The organism is Simplicispira suum (genome assembly GCF_003008595.1).
Classification (GTDB): Bacteria; Pseudomonadota; Gammaproteobacteria; order Burkholderiales; family Burkholderiaceae_C; genus Simplicispira; species Simplicispira suum.
Genome location: NZ_CP027669.1, coordinates 831946 through 849418, shown reverse-complemented (window position 1 = coordinate 849418; position 17473 = coordinate 831946). Strand labels below are relative to the sequence as shown.

Annotated in this window: 17 protein-coding genes and 1 tRNA gene; 9 read left to right on the top strand and 9 right to left on the bottom strand. The window is 60.4% G+C overall.

The features are described from left to right. Positions 1-8 precede the first annotated feature (8 nt). Complete coding sequence (locus C6571_RS04040) at positions 9-1604, top strand: ABC transporter permease (protein ID WP_245901381.1); 1596 nt, start codon at positions 9-11, stop codon at positions 1602-1604. A gap of 37 nt (positions 1605-1641) precedes the next feature. On the opposite strand, the gene C6571_RS04035 is transcribed toward C6571_RS04040, so the two are convergent. Next, the gene (locus tag C6571_RS04035) at positions 1642-1941 is read right to left on the bottom strand and encodes a hypothetical protein (RefSeq protein WP_106445554.1); all 300 of its coding nucleotides are present in this window, start codon (positions 1939-1941) and stop codon (positions 1642-1644) included. 32 nt (positions 1942-1973) lie between these two features. Here C6571_RS04035 and C6571_RS04030 point away from each other — a divergent pair, with 32 nt between their 5' ends. The 5 genes from C6571_RS04030 (at position 1974) to C6571_RS04010 (ending at position 8589) form a co-directional block, all read left to right on the top strand. Beyond that, on the top strand, positions 1974-2969 hold the full coding sequence (locus C6571_RS04030; RefSeq protein ID WP_106445553.1) for a M23 family metallopeptidase: 996 nt from the start codon (positions 1974-1976) through the stop codon (positions 2967-2969). Positions 2970-3110: 141 nt separating this feature from the next. Continuing rightward, positions 3111-5870, top strand: coding sequence for a preprotein translocase subunit SecA (gene secA / locus C6571_RS04025; RefSeq protein WP_106445552.1), 2760 nt, complete (start codon positions 3111-3113; stop codon positions 5868-5870). Between the two features lie 147 nt (positions 5871-6017). Then, the gene (gene argJ, locus C6571_RS04020) at positions 6018-7247 is read left to right on the top strand and encodes a bifunctional glutamate N-acetyltransferase/amino-acid acetyltransferase ArgJ (protein ID WP_106445551.1); all 1230 of its coding nucleotides are present in this window, start codon (positions 6018-6020) and stop codon (positions 7245-7247) included. 44 nt (positions 7248-7291) lie between these two features. Beyond that, the gene (locus C6571_RS04015) at positions 7292-8164 is read left to right on the top strand and encodes an ATP-binding protein (RefSeq protein WP_106445550.1); all 873 of its coding nucleotides are present in this window, start codon (positions 7292-7294) and stop codon (positions 8162-8164) included. Further along, positions 8164-8589 (top strand): NUDIX domain-containing protein, encoded by a 426-nt coding sequence (locus C6571_RS04010; protein WP_106445549.1) that lies wholly within the window; start codon positions 8164-8166, stop codon positions 8587-8589. The genes C6571_RS04015 and C6571_RS04010 overlap by 1 nt, the downstream gene beginning before the upstream one ends. Before the next feature lie 40 nt (positions 8590-8629). Here the strand turns inward: C6571_RS04010 and C6571_RS04005 are convergent, their stop codons facing one another. The 8 genes from C6571_RS04005 to C6571_RS03970 all read right to left on the bottom strand — a co-directional run bounded on the left by C6571_RS04005 (position 8630) and on the right by C6571_RS03970 (position 15358). Continuing rightward, positions 8630-8839: a DNA gyrase inhibitor YacG gene (locus C6571_RS04005; protein ID WP_106445548.1), complete on the bottom strand. Its 210-nt coding sequence runs from the start codon at positions 8837-8839 to the stop codon at positions 8630-8632. A 13-nt stretch (positions 8840-8852) separates the two neighbouring features. After that, positions 8853-9608 (bottom strand): cell division protein ZapD, encoded by a 756-nt coding sequence (gene zapD, locus C6571_RS04000; protein WP_106445547.1) that lies wholly within the window; start codon positions 9606-9608, stop codon positions 8853-8855. Positions 9609-9687: 79 nt separating this feature from the next. Then, entirely contained in the window at positions 9688-10287 is a 600-nt protein-coding gene (gene coaE, locus C6571_RS03995) for a dephospho-CoA kinase (RefSeq protein WP_106445546.1), read from the bottom strand. Between the two features lie 17 nt (positions 10288-10304). After that, positions 10305-11186 carry a prepilin peptidase gene (locus C6571_RS03990; protein ID WP_106445545.1) on the bottom strand — a complete coding sequence of 294 codons (882 nt, stop codon included), beginning with the start codon at positions 11184-11186 and terminating at the stop codon, positions 10305-10307. After that, the gene (locus C6571_RS03985) at positions 11186-12406 is read right to left on the bottom strand and encodes a type II secretion system F family protein (protein ID WP_106445544.1); all 1221 of its coding nucleotides are present in this window, start codon (positions 12404-12406) and stop codon (positions 11186-11188) included. Before C6571_RS03985 ends, C6571_RS03990 begins: the two co-directional genes overlap by 1 nt. A 22-nt stretch (positions 12407-12428) precedes the next feature. Then, the gene (gene pilB / locus C6571_RS03980; protein WP_106445543.1) at positions 12429-14165 is read right to left on the bottom strand and encodes a type IV-A pilus assembly ATPase PilB; all 1737 of its coding nucleotides are present in this window, start codon (positions 14163-14165) and stop codon (positions 12429-12431) included. Positions 14166-14325: 160 nt separating this feature from the next. Then, a tRNA-Pro gene (locus C6571_RS03975) sits at positions 14326-14402 on the bottom strand. Between the two features lie 26 nt (positions 14403-14428). After that, the gene (locus C6571_RS03970; RefSeq protein WP_106448027.1) at positions 14429-15358 is read right to left on the bottom strand and encodes a polyprenyl synthetase family protein; all 930 of its coding nucleotides are present in this window, start codon (positions 15356-15358) and stop codon (positions 14429-14431) included. Positions 15359-15655: 297 nt separating this feature from the next. On the opposite strand from C6571_RS03970, the gene rplU reads away from it, so the two are divergent. The 3 genes from rplU to cgtA all read left to right on the top strand — a co-directional run bounded on the left by rplU (position 15656) and on the right by cgtA (position 17440). Beyond that, complete coding sequence (rplU, locus tag C6571_RS03965) at positions 15656-15967, top strand: 50S ribosomal protein L21 (protein ID WP_106445542.1); 312 nt, start codon at positions 15656-15658, stop codon at positions 15965-15967. A 28-nt stretch (positions 15968-15995) separates the two neighbouring features. Beyond that, positions 15996-16256 carry a 50S ribosomal protein L27 gene (gene rpmA, locus C6571_RS03960; protein WP_106445541.1) on the top strand — a complete coding sequence of 87 codons (261 nt, stop codon included), beginning with the start codon at positions 15996-15998 and terminating at the stop codon, positions 16254-16256. 101 nt (positions 16257-16357) lie between these two features. After that, positions 16358-17440 (top strand): Obg family GTPase CgtA, encoded by a 1083-nt coding sequence (gene cgtA, locus C6571_RS03955; protein ID WP_106445540.1) that lies wholly within the window; start codon positions 16358-16360, stop codon positions 17438-17440. Positions 17441-17473: the final 33 nt, after the last annotated feature.

Here is a 17473-nt window from a genome sequence, read left to right as displayed (position 1 = left end):
GTGCGGCCTTGCGCCACCTTCCCTTGTTCGCCCTGGCTGGCGTCCTGTGCCTGCCTGTGCTCGCTTTGCTCGGTGCCTGGTTGCCGGGCGTTGATTCGAATGCGCCCCTGCCGGTGCTCGCTTCAATGGCGCAGACCGTGCTACCGGGCTATCTGTGGACCACGCTGTGGCTGGCCATCGGCGTAGGTGTGGGCGCTGCACTGGTCGGCACGGCCGCTGCAGTGGCGGTGACCCTGTTTGATTTTCCGGGCCGCCGCAGCTTTGAGTGGCTGTTGCTGTTGCCATTGGCGATGCCGGCCTACGTCACGGCCTATGCCTATACCGATTTTCTGCAGTACAGCGGTCCGCTGCAGACTTGGGCGCGCGCAGCGTTTGGCCTGGAAGGCCGCCTGCTGCCTGAAGTACGAAGTTTGGGCGGCGCTGTATTGGTCTTCGTGGTGTCGCTCTATCCTTATGTGTACCTGCTTGCGCGGGCAGCGCTGGCAGAGCGTATTGCGCATCTGATGGAGGCGGCGCGCATGCTCGGCGCGCCACTGGCTCGCCGGATTGCTGCGGTGGCTTTGCCGCTGGCTCGACCGGCCGTGGCCGCCGGTGTCGCCCTGGCATTGATGGAAACCCTGGCCGATTTTGGCGTGACGAGTTATTTCGGCATTCAGACATTCAGCACCGCCATCATCAAGGCTTGGCTGGCAATGGACGATCGCCGCGTGGCGGCGCAGTTGTCCACCATGCTGCTCGCCCTGGTGCTGCTGTTGCTTTGGCTGGAGCGGCGGTCCCAAAGTCGCATGCGCTTCAGCGCACGCGGCGCAGGGGGCTCGGCGGTTTCCTTGCCCAAGGTATTGACGGGTTGGCCTGTGGTGCTGGCGTATGCCGTTTGCGTTGTGCCGGTTCTCCTTGGGTTTGTAGCGCCTGTGGCTTTCATGCTGCGTCCTCTTGCGGCCGATTGGTCCGTGCTTCCTTGGCAGCGGTTTCTGGAATGGGCGTGGAACAGCGTGCGGCTAGGCGGCATGACGTCGGCCTTGGCGCTCGCGGTGGCCCTGGCGCTGGGGTTTGCACTGCGACGGGCGCCACGCGGACCCGTGCGGGCCGTGGTGCGTCTGGTGGGTGCAGGCTATGCGGTGCCCGGAGCGGTGATCGTGGTCGGCGTGCTCCTGCCGGTCGGCTGGCTGCAGCAGCAGTTTCCCCATCTGGGTGTTGCAGCGCTGGTGACGACTACGGCTCTGGGCATCGTCTGGGCCTATCTGGTGCGGTTTTCTGCCGTAGCCTTGCAAAGCATAGAGAGCGGCTACGCGCGCATTCCCACCAGCCTGGACGAGAGCGCTCGTTTGTTGGGGGCGGGCAGCATGCGCGTTGCGAGCCAGGTCCACTGGCCGCTGCTCAAGCGTGCCGCAGCGGCCGGGGCGCTGTTGGTGTTTGTCGATGTGATGAAGGAACTGCCCGCGACCATGGTTTTGCGGCCATTCAACAGCGACACCCTGGCGGTGGTGGCGTACCAGTTGGCGCGCGACGAGCGGCTGGGCGAAGCAGCGCTTCCATCGCTCGCGCTGGTGCTGGTAGGGCTGGTGCCCGTGCTGCTCCTGAGCCGGGCGCTGCGCAGTCGTTGACGGCGCGTGGCTGAACTAAATATGCCGTCAGCGCGGTCTATGTTTGAATTTTGATGCGAATCGCGCTAACCTCCCACCCCTTGCTGCGCAGATGGGCTTCCAGGGTGGGTTGAAGCTGGCGCAATTTGGCTGCGGCCGAGCTGCCTTTGACCAGGATGCACCAGTGGGTGCCGTCAATCGGCCCCGCACGCACTGACGTACGCAGCGCAGCAGGAATCAAAGTTTCAATGGCGCGCAGCCGCGCGCTCGAGTCCTGCACCAGAGCCGACAGCTGGGCCAGCATGGGCGCCTCGTCGGCGGCTTGCTGAAGAGTTACAGCATGGTTGCGGCGGTGCATCACGGGGTGGGGTCCAAGCGGAAAGGTGGTCAATGCAGCTAATTATCATGGACGCGCGTCTTGCGCGAAGCCGGTCCATCACGCTCTCGGGGCCGCGTCTGTTGCTTGCTGTGCTGGGCTTGGCGCTGGTCTTGATGTGCATGGCCGCTGGCCTGTACCACCTGGTTTTTCTCAAAGGCGCGCGCGAAGGCTGGCCCGTGGTCAGCGATCTGGTTCGCCTGGTGGCGCGGGACGACACGGCCCAGCGCGAGCGGTTCATGCGCCAGAACATCGACGCCATGGCTCGCAAGGTAGGGGAGATGCAGGCGCGCATGGTGCAACTCGAATCGCTGAGCGACCGCATTTCCGGTTTGGCGGGTGTCCCACTGCCCTCCAATGGCAGTGGCAAGGCGGGTGCAGCGCCAGGCCAGGGCGGTGTACTGGTCGCAAGCCGGCCGCTGAGCCTGGGTGAGCTGCAGCGCACGCTGGATGATCTGGAGCAGCTGAGCGGCCAGCGAGCGGATTTGATGACGGTGATGGAATCGCGTCTCATGGACCAGCACTTGGCCAAACACATGATTCCCACGCAAGAACCTGTGCCCGGCAACGTCGTCGGCTCGGGGTTTGGCTGGCGCATCGACCCCATCACTGGCGGTTCGGCTCTGCACACCGGGCTGGATTTCGCGACGGCGCAGGGCTCCGACATTCTTGCGGCGGCGGGTGGCGTCGTGGTGACGCAGGAATTTCACCCCGCCTACGGCAATATGGTGGAGATTGATCATGGAAACCAAGTGATCACTCGCTATGCCCACGCATCCAAGGTCCTGGTGCGACGCGGAGACCTGGTCCGCCGCGGTCAGAAGATCGCCGAAGTAGGCACCACAGGCCGGTCCACGGGGCCGCACCTGCATTTCGAGGTGTGGGTCCAGGGCGTCTTGCAGGATCCAAGAAAGTTTCTGGCTGCGGGTGATGCCGCCACGCGTACCCAGGGGGCACGCGCCAGCCCGTTGCCAGGAAGGGCTGCAGCCGGTGCGGTGGCGCGCAGGTAAAATTGCTTTTTTCGAGCCCGAGCGCCGAGAGCCTGCTTGATTTGCTTGCACTCCTCGCATCCGACCTCATCTGACCTACTTCTTCACAGGGATCGCGGATTTTTCGCGCACTTTTGGGTGCCGCGACGAATTCATGTCTGCATGGCCACCAACTTCCTCACCAAAATTTTCGGCAGCCGCAATGACCGCCTGCTTAAGCAATACCGCAAGACGGTGGCACGTATCAATGAACTCGAGCCGACCTACGAAGCGCTGAGCGATGAGGCACTGCGCGCCAAGACCGACGAGTTCAAGTCTCGCGTAGCCGGTGGTGAGCATCTCGATGCCCTGTTGCCCGAGGCCTTTGCCGTGGTGCGCGAAGGCTCCAAGCGCGTAATGAAAATGCGCCACTTCGACGTGCAGTTGGTCGGTGGTATAGCGCTGCATTTTGGCAAGATTGCCGAGATGCGAACCGGTGAGGGCAAGACGCTTACGGCGACGCTACCCGTGTACCTGAATGCCCTTTCTGGCAACGGCGCGCACGTGGTGACCGTGAACGACTATCTTGCCAACCGCGATGCACAGTGGATGGCACGTCTCTACAACTTCCTCGGCTTGAGCGTGGGCATCAACCTGCCCAACATGCCGCGCGAGGAAAAGCAGGCCGCCTACCGCTCCGACATCACCTACGGTACGAACAATGAATACGGCTTCGACTACCTGCGTGACAACATGGTCTACGAGGCGGGCGACCGGGTCCAGCGTGGCCTCAACTACGCCATCGTCGACGAGGTCGATTCGATCCTGATTGACGAGGCGCGCACGCCGCTCATCATCAGTGGCCAGGCCGAAGACCATACGGCGATGTATATCGCCATGAACAAGGTGGTGCCGTTGATGGTGCGCCAAGAGGGCGAGGCCGATCCGCGCACGGGTGAGGGCGTGATCAAGCCGGGCGACTTTACGGTGGACGAAAAAACGCACCAGGTTTTCCTGACCGAGCAAGGCCACGAGACGGCCGAGCGCGTCCTGGCAGACCAGGGCATGCTTCCCGAAGGTGCGTCGCTCTACGACCCGGCCAATATCACGCTGATGCACCACTTGTACGCTGCACTGCGTGCCAACCATTTGTACAACCGCGACCAGCACTACGTGGTGCAAAACGGCGAGATCGTCATCGTCGACGAGTTCACCGGTCGCCTGATGGCTGGCCGACGCTGGAGCGAAGGACTGCACCAGGCGGTGGAAGCCAAGGAAGGCGTGGAGATCCAGGCGGAAAACCAGACGATGGCTTCCATCACTTTCCAGAATTATTTCCGGCTGTACAACAAGCTTGCCGGCATGACGGGCACCGCCGACACCGAAGCCTACGAATTCCAGGAAATCTACGGCCTGGAAACCATGGTGGTGCCACCCAATCGGCCCAGCCGGCGTGAAGACCAGCTCGACCGCGTCTACAAGACCACGCGCGAAAAATACGAGGCTGCGATCGCAGATATCCGCGAATGCCACGAGCGGGGCCAGCCGGTGCTTGTGGGTACCACGTCGATCGAGAACTCCGAAATCATCGATGAGATGCTCAACAAGGTGGGCTTGCCCCACCAGGTGCTCAATGCCAAGCAGCACGCGCGGGAAGCCGACATCGTGGCCCAAGCTGGGCGCGCTGGCATGGTCACCATCGCTACGAACATGGCGGGTCGCGGCACCGACATCGTGCTTGGTGGCAACGTCGAGAAGGACGTCGCGGCCGTAGAGGCCGACGAATCGCTGGACGCAGCGGCCAAGCAGACACGGATTGCCCAACTGCGTGCCGAATGGGCGGTGGAGCACGAACGCGTGAAGGAGCTGGGGGGGCTGCGCATCATCGCAACGGAGCGCCACGAGTCGCGCCGTATCGACAACCAGCTGCGTGGCCGCTCGGGCCGCCAGGGTGATCCGGGTTCTTCGCGCTTTTACTTGAGCCTGGACGATTCGCTGATGCGTATTTTTGCCGGCGATCGCGTCAAGTCCATCATGGACCGGCTCAAGATGCCCGACGGTGAAGCCATCGAGGCGGGCATCGTCACGCGCAGCATCGAATCGGCACAGCGCAAGGTCGAGGCGCGCAACTTTGACATGCGCAAGCAGCTGCTGGAGTACGACGATGTCGCCAACGACCAGCGCAAGGTGATCTATCAGCAGCGCAACGAGATCCTTGACGCCAGCGCGCTGGAAGACATCATCGGTGCCATGCGGGAAGACTGCTTCTCGGACCTGGTGCGCGTCCATGTGCCGGTGGAATCCGTTGAGGAGCAGTGGAACCTGCCTGCACTGGAGAAGGCGCTGCGCGAGGATTGGCAGTTGGATCTGGATCTTCAGAAGGAAGTTGAAGCATCGAGTTCGATGACCGACGAGGACGTTCTCGAGCGTGTGCTTGCTGCAGCCAACGAAGCCTTCGGGGCCAAGCTGGAGGCGGTGGGCAGCGAGAACTTTACCCAGTTCGAGCGCGTGGTACTGCTCCAGACCTTTGACTCCAATTGGCGCGACCACTTGAGCGCGCTGGACTACCTGCGCCAAGGCATCCATCTGCGTGGCTATGCGCAAAAGCAGCCCAAGCAGGAATACAAGCGCGAAGCGTTCGAGCTGTTCCGTCAGTTGATCGATATGGTGAAAAACGAAGTCACCAAGGTGCTGATGACAGTGCAGATTCAGTCGCCCACCCAGCTTGACGCTGTCGCAGAGGACATGGAGCAGCGAGCCGAGAACATCGCCAACGTGACCTACAGTGCTCCGAATGAAAGTGGCGACGCCGAAACCACCGTGGACGAGCGCACGCTGCGTGTTCAACAGAAGGTGGCGGCCGGCGGTCGGGTGGGGCGCAACGACCCTTGTCCCTGCGGCAGTGGAAAAAAATACAAGCAGTGCCACGGAAAATTAGCGTGACATCCCCCTGAGCCGAGGCCCTCAGCCCCTTCTCTTGCAACTGCGCTGCGGAAGGGCGCGGCGGGGCGGCCCTTGCGCGGTGTCCCTGGCCTGGGGCCGTGCTAGTTCATGGGTAGCTTCCCGAGTTTGGATTTTTCTAGGACCACCATGCCTGTCAATCTTTCTGCCCCCATCGCATCCGAGCTTCGCCCTATCGCTGGCATTCGCATCGGCACGGCTGAAGCGGGCATCAAGAAGCCGGGTCGCAAAGACCTGACCGTGTTCCTCCTTGATGAAGGCGCAGCGATTGCCAGCGTGTTCACACAGAACCGTTTCTGCGCGGCGCCGGTTCAGGTGGCGCGCGAACATTTGGCGGGCACCAGCGGCATCCGCGCGCTGGTGATCAACACCGGCAACGCCAACGCGGGCACCGGCGCCGATGGTCTGGCACGCGCCCGCCGCACCTGTGCGGCTGCGGCTCAGGCGCTGGGCATAGACGCAGCGCAGGTGCTGCCGTATTCCACCGGCGTCATCATGGAGCCGCTGCCGGTCGAGCGGATCGAAGCTGGTCTGCCGAGCGCCATCGCCAACGCCGCTGCCGACCAGTGGGGCGCGGCGGCGCAGGCCATCATGACGACCGACACCATCCCCAAGGCCTTCAGCAGCGAAGTGCAGATTGGCGGTGCGCGCGTGTGCATCACCGGGATCTCCAAGGGCGCGGGCATGATCCGCCCCAACATGGCGACCATGCTGGGCTTTCTGGCCACCGATGCCTGCGTGGCGCCGGCGCTGCTGCCGCAACTGGTGCGCCAGTTGGCCGAGCAGTCGTTTAACCGCATCACCATCGATGGCGACACCTCGACCAACGACTCGTTCACGTTGATGGCCACGCAGCGCGCGGGCAACGCCGAAATCACCTCGCTCGAGAGCGCCGAGGGCCAGGCCCTGGTCGCTGCGCTGGGCCGTGTGGCGCGCTTGCTGGCGCAGGCCATCGTGCGCGATGGCGAGGGCGCGACCAAGTTCATCTCCGTGCGCGTCGAAGGTGGCGCCAGCAGCGAGGAATGCCGCAAGGTGGCCTACGCCATTGCGCATTCGCCGCTGGTGAAGACGGCGTTCTTCGCCAGCGACCCCAACCTGGGCCGCATTCTGGCGGCGGTCGGGTATGCGGGCATTGAAGATCTGGACCAGACTCTCATCGACCTGTATCTGGACGACGTTCTGGTCGCGCAACGCGGCGGACGCAATCCGGATTACCGCGAAGAGGACGGCCAGCGCGTCATGCAGCAGCAGGAGATCACGGTGCGCGTGTTGCTGGGGCGAGGCGGGGCGCAGGACCAGGTCTGGACCTGCGACCTGAGCCACGACTACGTGAGCATCAACGCCGACTATCGCTCTTAATTAGATAGCTGCTTGCGCTTATGTAGTAAGCGCTACACCCTGAAATGACTCAAAATCTGGATCGCCTGATTGCCCGCGCAGAACAACTGATGGCACGCATCGAGTCGGTGCTGCCGCAGCCGCTGGCGGCGCCCGACTGGCAGGAGGCCATCGCCTGGCGGTATCGCAAGCGCTCCAGCGGTCACGGCCGGCTGGAGCCGGTGCGCCATGTTGCTGCCATGCAGTTGGCGGATTTGAAGGAGATCGACGGCCAGAAGGAAAAAATCCAGCGCAACACCGAGCAGTTTGTGCGTGGCGTGCCGGCGAACAACGTCTTGCTCACGGGCGCGCGCGGCACCGGAAAAAGTTCGCTCATCAAAGCCTGTTTGAATGCCTATGCGCCTGAGGGGCTGCGCTTGATTGAAGTCGACAAGGCCGATTTGACGGACTTGCCCGATATCGTTGAAGTGGTGGCCGGGCGCAGTGAGAAATTCATCGTATTTTGCGATGACCTGAGCTTCGAGGACGGCGAACCGGGCTACAAGGCGCTCAAATCCATTCTTGACGGCTCTGTGGCCGCTGCCACGCCCAATGTATTGATCTACGCCACCAGCAACCGGCGCCATCTGCTGCCCGAGTACATGCGCGAGAACCTGACCTACACGCACACCGACGACGGTGAGGTGCATCCGGGCGAAGGCGTGGAAGAGAAGATTTCGCTTTCCGAACGGTTTGGCCTGTGGGTCAGCTTTTATCCCTTCAGCCAGGACGAATACCTGGCGATTGCTGCACAGTGGTTGTCGTCGCTGGGCGTGAATGTGGTGGACATTGCTGCTGCGCGGCCCGAGGCGCTGGTCTGGGCGCTGGAGCGAGGTTCGCGCAGTGGCCGTGTGGCCTACCAGTTCGCACGTGACTACGCTGGGCGCCGGGGTGCCTGATGCGCGCGCACACCGAAGTAGCCGTTGGCATCTTGAGCCGCGAGGACGGCGCGCTGCTATTGACCAGTCGGCCCGAGGGCAAGGTCTACGCGGGCTACTGGGAGTTTCCTGGCGGCAAGCTTGAAGCGGGCGAAACGGTGGAGCAGGCACTGCGCCGCGAGCTGCAGGAAGAACTGGGCATCGTCATCGACTCTGCGCAGGCGTGGAAAGTGACCGAGCACGACTACCCGCATGCGCTGGTGCGCCTGCACTGGTGCCGTGTCACCGCATGGACGGGAGACTTCGAGATGCGCGAGGCGCAGCAAATGTGCTGGCAGCACTGGCCGATCACCGTGCGCCCGGTGTTGCCTGGCGCGCTGCCGGTATTGCAGTGGCTGGCACAAGAGAAAAATCTGCAATTCGATCCAGAAATACTACAAAAATAGTAGCTGCTAACGCGCGCCACTATTGCGCCGGAGCCCTATTTCAGTCTTCATTCATGCGCGGATCACCGTAAGGTGCATCGTCTGGCGGCGCCTCGGTGGGCATGCGGAATTCTTCGCTGGCCCAGGCCCCCAGATCCCGCTGCCGGCAGCGTTCGCTGCAGAATGGCCGCCACGGGTTGGCGGCGCTGTAGATGCTCTTGCCGCCGCAGGCCGGGCAACGCACTTCGCGGATCTGTGGTTCAGAGTTCATCGCCGCTCCTCGATCAGGCGCATAGCGTGAGTTCAAAGCTGGTGTTCTCGGTGCTGGGTACCGAAGCAAAGCCCGCTTGGACCTGCATCAGCCGCACCGACACCATGAGGCGATTGCCGCTGATTTCGGGTACCAGATCGAGAGAAGGGTCAATGCGCATGCGCAGCAACTGAAAACTGCGGCCCTGGGGCAGCGTTTGCTGCAACTGGCCGTGCTCAGCCACCACTTTCTGCGGAACGCCCGTGTCACGGATCAGCTGGAGCAACAGCAGGATGGCCTCCGCCAAGGGAGCCAATGCGCTCGCCCAGCCGCCAAGCGCTTGTTGGCGTTCGACGGGCGGGCGATGCTGCCAGGCTGAGTAGGACGGCAGGTCAAAGCCACAAGTGCCGCCGGGGATACCGACGCGACTGCGAATCGCCATCAGCCACTCGTTTTCAGTGAGAGTCTGACCGGCTTTGCCGATCTGCGCATTCAAGGCCACAAAACACGCATCAAGCTGCGCCACGACGCCATCGAGCGCATCCACCGAAATCGAAGGATTGCCTCGGTAGCTGTCGAGTTGGTGCTTTTGCTTTTCTAGATCTTTGAGCACATCGGATTTGAGATCGGCCCGTGCGGCGACGTCCATCACCTCGAAAATGGTCACCAACGCAAAGTGATGGTCCAGGGCATGCTCGCGCGAGACCAGTACACCGAGCCGGCGAAACAGATGCTCCAGGCGCAAATAGGTGCGGATGCGCTCGTTGAAGGGGTATTCGTACAGGATCACGCGGCCAGATTCCTTGGGGAGCGATGGGTGGAGGCGGAGCTCTCGGATGGCGGGCCGGTTTCGGCCAAGTCTGCAGGAATCATAGCGCCAAGCCCTGGACGAGCGTCAACGTCTTGGCCTCCAGCTCGGACAGAGACAGGCCGTCGTTGAAAACCACAGCGTCTGCCACGGCACGCCGCTGGCGGCGGCTGGCTTGGGCGTTGATCACGGATTGCACCTGCTCGCGCGTCATTGCGCTGCGCTGCATCACGCGTTCTATCTGTGTTTCTTCCAGACAATCGACCACCAGGACCGCGTCGACTTCGCGTGCCCAGCGGCCCGATTCCACCAGGAGTGGGATATCCAGCACCAACAAGCGCGCGCCCGCCCGCCTGGCAGCGGCGGCGCGTTCGGCGATACCGCGCAGAACAATAGGATGGACGATGGCTTCCAGCCGCGCGCGGGCCGAAAGATCAGAAAAAACCAGGCTGCGCATGCGCGCGCGGTCCAATGCCCCATGCGCATCCAGAAACTCCGGTCCGAAAATCTGCGCGACGGCAGATGTTGCTTCGCCCTGGCTGGCCGTGCTGGCGCGGGAGAGGGCATCTGCGTCAACGAGCGCGCCACCGGCCTCTGCGAGAAATTTTCCGACGGTGCTCTTGCCACTACCGATGCCGCCCGTGAGCCCAAGGCGACGCATGGACACTGCGGGGCTGCTCACAGTCCGAAGAGACCCAGAATCGCGTCTTGTACGGCGTTAGGCCCCAAGATCAATGCCGCGAGGCCGGCTCCCACGAGAAATGGACCAAACGGCACGTAGCCGCCTTCGCGCAAACTGCTCGCTACCTTCATGGCAATGCCGACACAGGCGCCGACCACCGAGGCCATCAGGATCAGCGGGACCAGGGCAGGCCAGCCGAACCAGGCACCCAGGGCCCCGAACAGTTTGAAGTCTCCATAGCCCATGCCTTCCTTGCCTGTAGCCAGTTTGAAAGCCCAATAGACCAGCCAAAGAGACAGATAGCCCGCCGCAGCACCCACCACCGACTGAACGAGCGGAACTTCGATCAACCCGGCCGCTGATGCCAAAAGTCCGGCCCACAGCAGCGGCAGCGTGAGGTTGTCGGGCAATAGCGTGGTGTCCCAATCGATAAAGGCCATGGCCACAAGCATGGCGCAGAAAAACGCCCAAGCCGCACCTGTTGCGGTCAACCCAAAGCGCTGTGCGCAATAGACGAACAGTGCCCCTGTCAACAGCTCGACCAGGGGGTAGCGCATGCTGATGCGCGCGCCGCACGAAGCACACTTGCCGCGCAAACCCAGATAGCTGAAAACCGGGATGTTCTCAAACCAGCGCAGTTGGTGTCCGCAAGTTTGGCAGCGCGAGCGGGGGACGAGTAGATTGAAAGGCTCAGGCTCAGCTACTGCCGAGCCGGAAGCGACTTCTGCAGTACGGGATGCAGCATAGTCAGCGATTTCTCGCTCCCATTGCCCCTCCAGAATGCGGGGCACGCGGTATATGACTACGTTAAGAAAGCTGCCAATAAGCAAACCGAAGACGCCAGCGACTGTGGCGTCCAACCAGGCCTCAACCGGCATCAAACAACCTGGCCCAGCTTGAAGATCGGCAGATACATCGAAACCACGATGCCGCCGATAAGAGTACCCAGGAACACAATGATGATGGGCTCCATCAGGCTGGAGAGTCCGGCCACCATGTCATCGACCTCGGCCTCGTAGAAGTCCGCAGCCTTGCCAAGCATGTGGTCAATGGAGCCCGATTCCTCGCCAATGGCGCACATTTGCAGCACCATGGAGGGGAAAACATTGGCGTTCGTCATTGCTGCGGTGAGGCTGGTGCCAGTCGATACTTCCTGCTGAATCTTGTCGGTAGCCATCGCATAGACCGAGTTTCCCGAAGCGCCACCCACCGAGTCCAAGGCTTCGACGAGCGGCACACCGGCGGCAAACATGGTGGAAAGCGTGCGGGTCCAACGCGCGACTGCAGATTTTTCGATCAGGACGCCAAAGATTGGAATTTTGAGAAGTACACGATCCATGAACATCTGCATTTTTTCATTGCGTCGCCATGCTTGCATGAAGAAATAAAAACCACCGCCAATCACGCCAAAAATCAGCCACCACCATTTGACGAACACGTCGCTGATGGCCATTACAAACAATGTGGGTGCGGGAAGGTCCGCGCCAAATGAGGTAAAGACTTCTTTGAATGCAGGGATCACAAAAATCATGATCACAGTAACCACGACAAAAGCAACGATGATTACGGAAATCGGATACATCAGCGCGGAACGAATCTTAGATTTGATCGCCTCAGTTTTTTCCATATAGAGAGCAAGGCGGTCGAGCAATGCTTCGAGAATACCGGCCGCTTCGCCTGCTTCCACTAGATTGCAATAGAGACTATCGAAGTACATAGGGTACTTACGAAATGCACCATTGAGGGATGTTCCCGTTTCCACATCGCTGCGGATGTCGTTTAATAGTTTGCCCACACTTGGATTGGCATTTCCGCGTCCGACTATGTCAAATGCCTGCAACAGAGGCACACCCGCTTTCATCATAGTGGCCATTTGGCGCGTGAACAGCGCAATATCCTTGGGTTTGATTTTCCGGCCAGAGCGCATTTTGCGCTTTTTAATTTTTACTGGCAGGACCCCTTGGCGCCGCAAGGTGGCTTGAACCTGGTTTTCGCCCATCGCGCGGATCTCGCCTCGGACGATTTTCCCATTGCGGTCCTTGCCTTCCCATTCATAGACGAAGTCTTTCGTACTCCGTGCGGATGCTGCAGTCGCCATTGCGTTCCCTGGTGATTGGTTGTTAGAGGTTCGTAACCGCAAGGACTTCCTCAAGGGAAGTCACGCCGAGCTTGGCCTTGTAAAGGCCCGATTCGCGCAATGAGCGCACCCCTTCGAGCTTGGCTTGCGCGGCGATTTCAAGCGCACTGCCATCGCGCAGGATGATGCGCTGAATCTCTTCGGTCACTGGCATCACTTGATAAATGCCAAGCCGGCCTTTGTAGCCGTTGTTGCAGGCCGAGCAACCGACGGGCTTGTAAGGAACCCAGGAGCCGTCAATCTCTTCTTCTGCATAGCCTGCATCGACCAAGGCTTCATGCGGAATATCGATTGGCTCTTTGCACACGGGGCACAATTTCCGCGCCAAGCGTTGGGCCGTAATCAGTATCACGCTGGAGGCAATATTGAAGGGCGCAATCCCCATGTTGCGCATGCGCGTCAATGTGGTCGGTGCATCATTGGTATGCAGTGTCGACAACACCAAGTGACCGGTTTGTGCCGCCTTGATCGAGATGTCGGCGGTCTCCAAATCGCGGATTTCGCCCACCATGATGATGTCGGGATCCTGGCGCAAAAAAGACTTTAGGGCCACAGCAAATGTGAGCCCCGCCTTCTCATTCACATTCACCTGATTGACGCCAGGCAGGTTGATTTCCGAGGGGTCTTCGGCTGTCGCGATGTTCACGCCCGGCTTGTTCAACAGATTGAGGCAGGTATACAGGGACACCGTCTTGCCCGATCCAGTGGGCCCGGTGACCAGAATCATCCCGTAAGGGCGCTCGATGGCTTTGAGCAGGCGCTCTTTTTCTTCTGGTTCGTAGCCTAGCGCCTCAATTCCCATTTTCGCGCTGCTGGGGTCCAGAATACGGATGACGATTTTTTCCCCAAAAAGCGTAGGCAAGGTACTGACCCGAAAATCAATGACCCGATCCGGTCCCACCTTCAGCTTCATGCGCCCGTCCTGCGGAACGCGTTTCTCCGAAATATCAAGTCGGGAAATTACCTTGATTCGAGAGGCGAGTTTGTCTTTGATGGCAATCGGTGGCGAGGCAATCTCGCGCAACTCGCCGTCCACCCGAAACCGCACGCGGTAATGGTGTTCATAGGGTTCAAAATGCAGGTCTGATGCCCGCATGTTGAAGGCATCGAGCAGCATCTTGTGCAGGAATTTGACGATGGGTGCGTCTTCGACATCTCCGCCCGACGCGTCCGACGTGTCAGCTGCTTCTTCAATCGCAACGTCTTCAAATTCAAAATCGCCGGCACCGGCGTAAGCATCTATCGCCTCGTTGGCCGATTTGGTGTTGGAGTCGATGAGGCGGGCGAGCTTGTCGTATTCGGCAATGACCCAATCCACCCCCATCTGCGTGGTGAATTTGATTTTTTCTGCAGCTTCTTGATCTGTTGGGTCCGCAGTTGCGACGATGAGGCGGTTGTTGCGTTTGCTCAGAACCAGAACGCGGTAAGCCTGACAGATTTTTGCATCCAGCAGATCACGCGGTAGACGAAGCGGGTCAATGGCGTTGAGGTCAAGCAGCGGCGCGCCGAAGATGGAGGAAACGGTGTGCGCCAATTCACTGGCCGATACGGCGCCAGTGCCGGTGACTTCGGCGATGAAGCCTGTACGTGAGGCCTGCGATTTGCGGAAAATGTCTTCGGCCGCCTTTTGCGTCAGCTTTCCCGCAGAAATCAACGCCCGGCCCAACCCTGGCAAGGCTATCGACGAAGCGTCTTTTTGGGCAATATCAACAGCGGCCATGAAGAGCGGGAGTCCAGTAGAAAGTCGGCAATCATCCTATCATCGCTGATCGGTCTGGCCATGTAAATCGCTGGCATCCTGCATGGCCGCAAGCATTTGCGCCAGAAGCAAAAAACCGCCTGGCTTTTTCCTGTGCCAGGACGTGGGGTAAGTAATATTTTGGTCGGGGTGAGAGGATTCGAACCTCCGGCCTCTACGTCCCGAACGTAGCGCTCTACCTGGCTAAGCTACACCCCGAAGTGGCTTCTAGCGTGTGCACTGACTCAAGTTCGGCGCCCGAGAAGCTGAGCTGCCAATTCTATCAAACAGGACTTGTATGCGTTGCTTGCCAAGGGAGCAATGGACGCGATGGCGCGCTCTGCTTCCGCCGCAGCGCAAGCGCGTGCAACTTCCAGTGCGCCGGTGTCGCGGACGATGTGTACGATCTCGTCAAGTCGGTCTGTACTGCCATGCTCAATGGCGCTCTTGATCACTTCGCTCTCAGCCAACCCGGCGCGCTGCATCGCTGCGATCAGAGGGAGCGTGGCCTTTCCCTCTCGCAAATCGTCGCCCAGGTTCTTGCCCATTTCAGCCGCCGCGCCATCGTAATCCAGTACATCGTCGATGATCTGGAATGCCGTGCCCAGAGCTTGACCATAGTTGGCGCATGCTTGCTCGGTGACGGGATCGGTCTTTGCCAAGACTGCCGCAAGACGGGCGCTGGCTTCAAATAATTTCGCAGTCTTTGAGCGGATCACATGCAGGTAGCTGGCTTCGTTGAGCGAGGCGTCGTGCATGTTCATCAATTGCAAAACCTCACCCTCTGCGATCACGTTGGTCGCATCGGCCAGGATCTGCATGATGCGCATCTCGCCCACATCCACCATCATCTGGAACGCCCGTGAGTAGAGAAAATCGCCGACAAGCACACTGGCGGGGTTACCAAAGGTTTCATTTGCTGTGGCGTTGCCGCGACGCAAGGTAGATGCATCTACCACATCGTCGTGCAGCAGGGTGGCGGTGTGGATGAACTCCACCACTGCGGCCAGCGTAAATCTCTCCGACCCTTGAAACCCCAGCGCGCCGCTCATCAACAGCAAAATGGCCGGCCGCAGTCGTTTGCCACCGGCGGCAATGATGTATTGCGAGACTTGTCCTACCAAGGGTACGGCGGAGTCTAGGCGCTGCGCAATCACCGCATCTACATTGCGCATGTCCTGCGCAATCAAGGCGAGTGGAGGGGGCGTTGCAGGCACCCATGCGGGGCTGGATGGCGCGATCAAGGTAGGGGTTGCAGACACGTCTAGATTATAGAAACAGGTGAACGGGCAGGGGCCCGACGAGCAGCATGTGGCGCTTGTCCGTACAGGCTGGGACCACTACATGGGTGAGCGCAGCGTGGTTGACAGTACGAGGGCATGATATAGTCTTGGGCTCTGCGGAAATCCTTCTGTGGAAATCTCGTGGGAGGCGGTTTGCTGCCTTCGCTATTCAAGACTTAAGAGGTCAGTATGTACGCGGTCATAAAAACCGGGGGCAAGCAGTATCGTGTTGCTTCCGGCGAAAAAATTAAAGTAGAACAGATTGCTGCGGACGTAGGCCAGGAAATTGTGATCGACCAAGTTTTGGCCGTCGGAAACGGCGCTGAACTCAAGGTGGGCACACCCCTGGTGTCCGGCGCCACCGTGACAGCCACCGTGCTGGCACACGGCAAGCACGACAAGGTGCACATCTTCAAGATGCGCCGTCGCAAGCACTATCAGAAGCGCCAAGGCCATCGCCAGCAGTTCACGGAACTGCAAATCGGCGCAATCGCTGGGTAATCCGGCCGGCTAATCAGGAAGAGATGTCATGGCACAGAAAAAAGGCGGCGGCTCTACGCGAAACGGGCGCGATTCCAAGCCCAAGATGCTCGGTGTGAAGGCCTTTGGCGGCGAACTGATCAGCGCAGGCTCGATCATCGTGCGCCAGCGCGGTACCAAGTTTCATCCCGGCTCCAATGTCGGCGTGGGCAAGGACCACACCTTGTTTGCCCTGGTGGACGGCCACGTGTCGTTTGCTGTCAAGGGTGCGTTGTCCAAGCACACGGTCAACGTGACTGCTGCAGCCTGAAGCGCGCGCGCTTTCTTTGCAGTCCAAGCCCCGCTTAGTCGGGGCTTTGTTTTTTGCGGCGGTCAAAGTGTTGGCCGCCGCTTTTGTACACTGGATTCCCCATGAAATTCGTCGACGAAGCTTACATTGACATTGCCGCGGGCGACGGTGGCAATGGCTGCGTGTCGTTCCGGCACGAAAAGTACAAGGAGTTCGGCGGGCCCAACGGGGGCGACGGTGGGCGCGGCGGCCATGTATTTGCCGTGGCCGACCCCAACCTCAATACTTTGGTGGATTTTCGTTATGCGCGCCGCCATGAGGCCAAGCGCGGCGAACATGGCATGGGTTCCGACATGTTTGGCTCGGCGGGCAGCGACATCACGCTCAAGATGCCCGTAGGCACCATCCTCAGCGACGCCGAAACCGGGGAAGTGCTTTTCGAGCTGCTGGTGCCGGGCGAGGTCGTCACGATTGCCAAGGGGGGCGACGGCGGCTTTGGCAACATGCGCTTCAAGAGCGCGATCAACCGTGCGCCGCGCCAGAAGACGCCTGGCTGGCCGGGTGAGAAGAGAAACCTCAAGTTGGAATTGAAGGTACTTGCCGATGTGGGCCTGCTCGGCATGCCTAACGCCGGCAAATCCACCTTCATTGCTGCCGTATCGAATGCCCGTCCCAAGATCGCCGACTATCCGTTCACCACGCTGCACCCCAACCTCGGCGTGGTGCGCGTAGGACCCGAGCAAAGCTTTGTCGTGGCTGATATCCCTGGCCTGATCGAAGGTGCTTCGGAAGGTGCGGGGCTCGGACACCAGTTTCTGCGCCACCTACAGCGCACGCGGTTGTTGCTGCACGTGGTCGATATGGCACCGTTTGACGATGCGGTGGACCCGGTGGCGCAGGCCAAGGCCATCGTCGGCGAACTCAAGAAGTATGACAGCGCCTTGTTCAAGAAGCCGCGTTGGCTGGTGCTCAACAAGCTGGACATGGTGCCAAGCGACGAGCGCCGCGCACGCGTCGATGATTTCGTCAAGCGTTTCAAGTGGAAAGGGCCTGTGTTCGAGATTTCGGCCCTGACGCGCGAGGGTTGCGAGTCGCTGATCCACGCCATCTATGCGCACGTCAAGGCGCAGCAGGTGGCAGAACAGGCACCCGTAGAGGAACGAGACCCGCGGTTTCCAGAGGGAGCAGACGGGGCAATCCACTGAATTGCTATTATTAATATAGCTAATTTAGCTTAT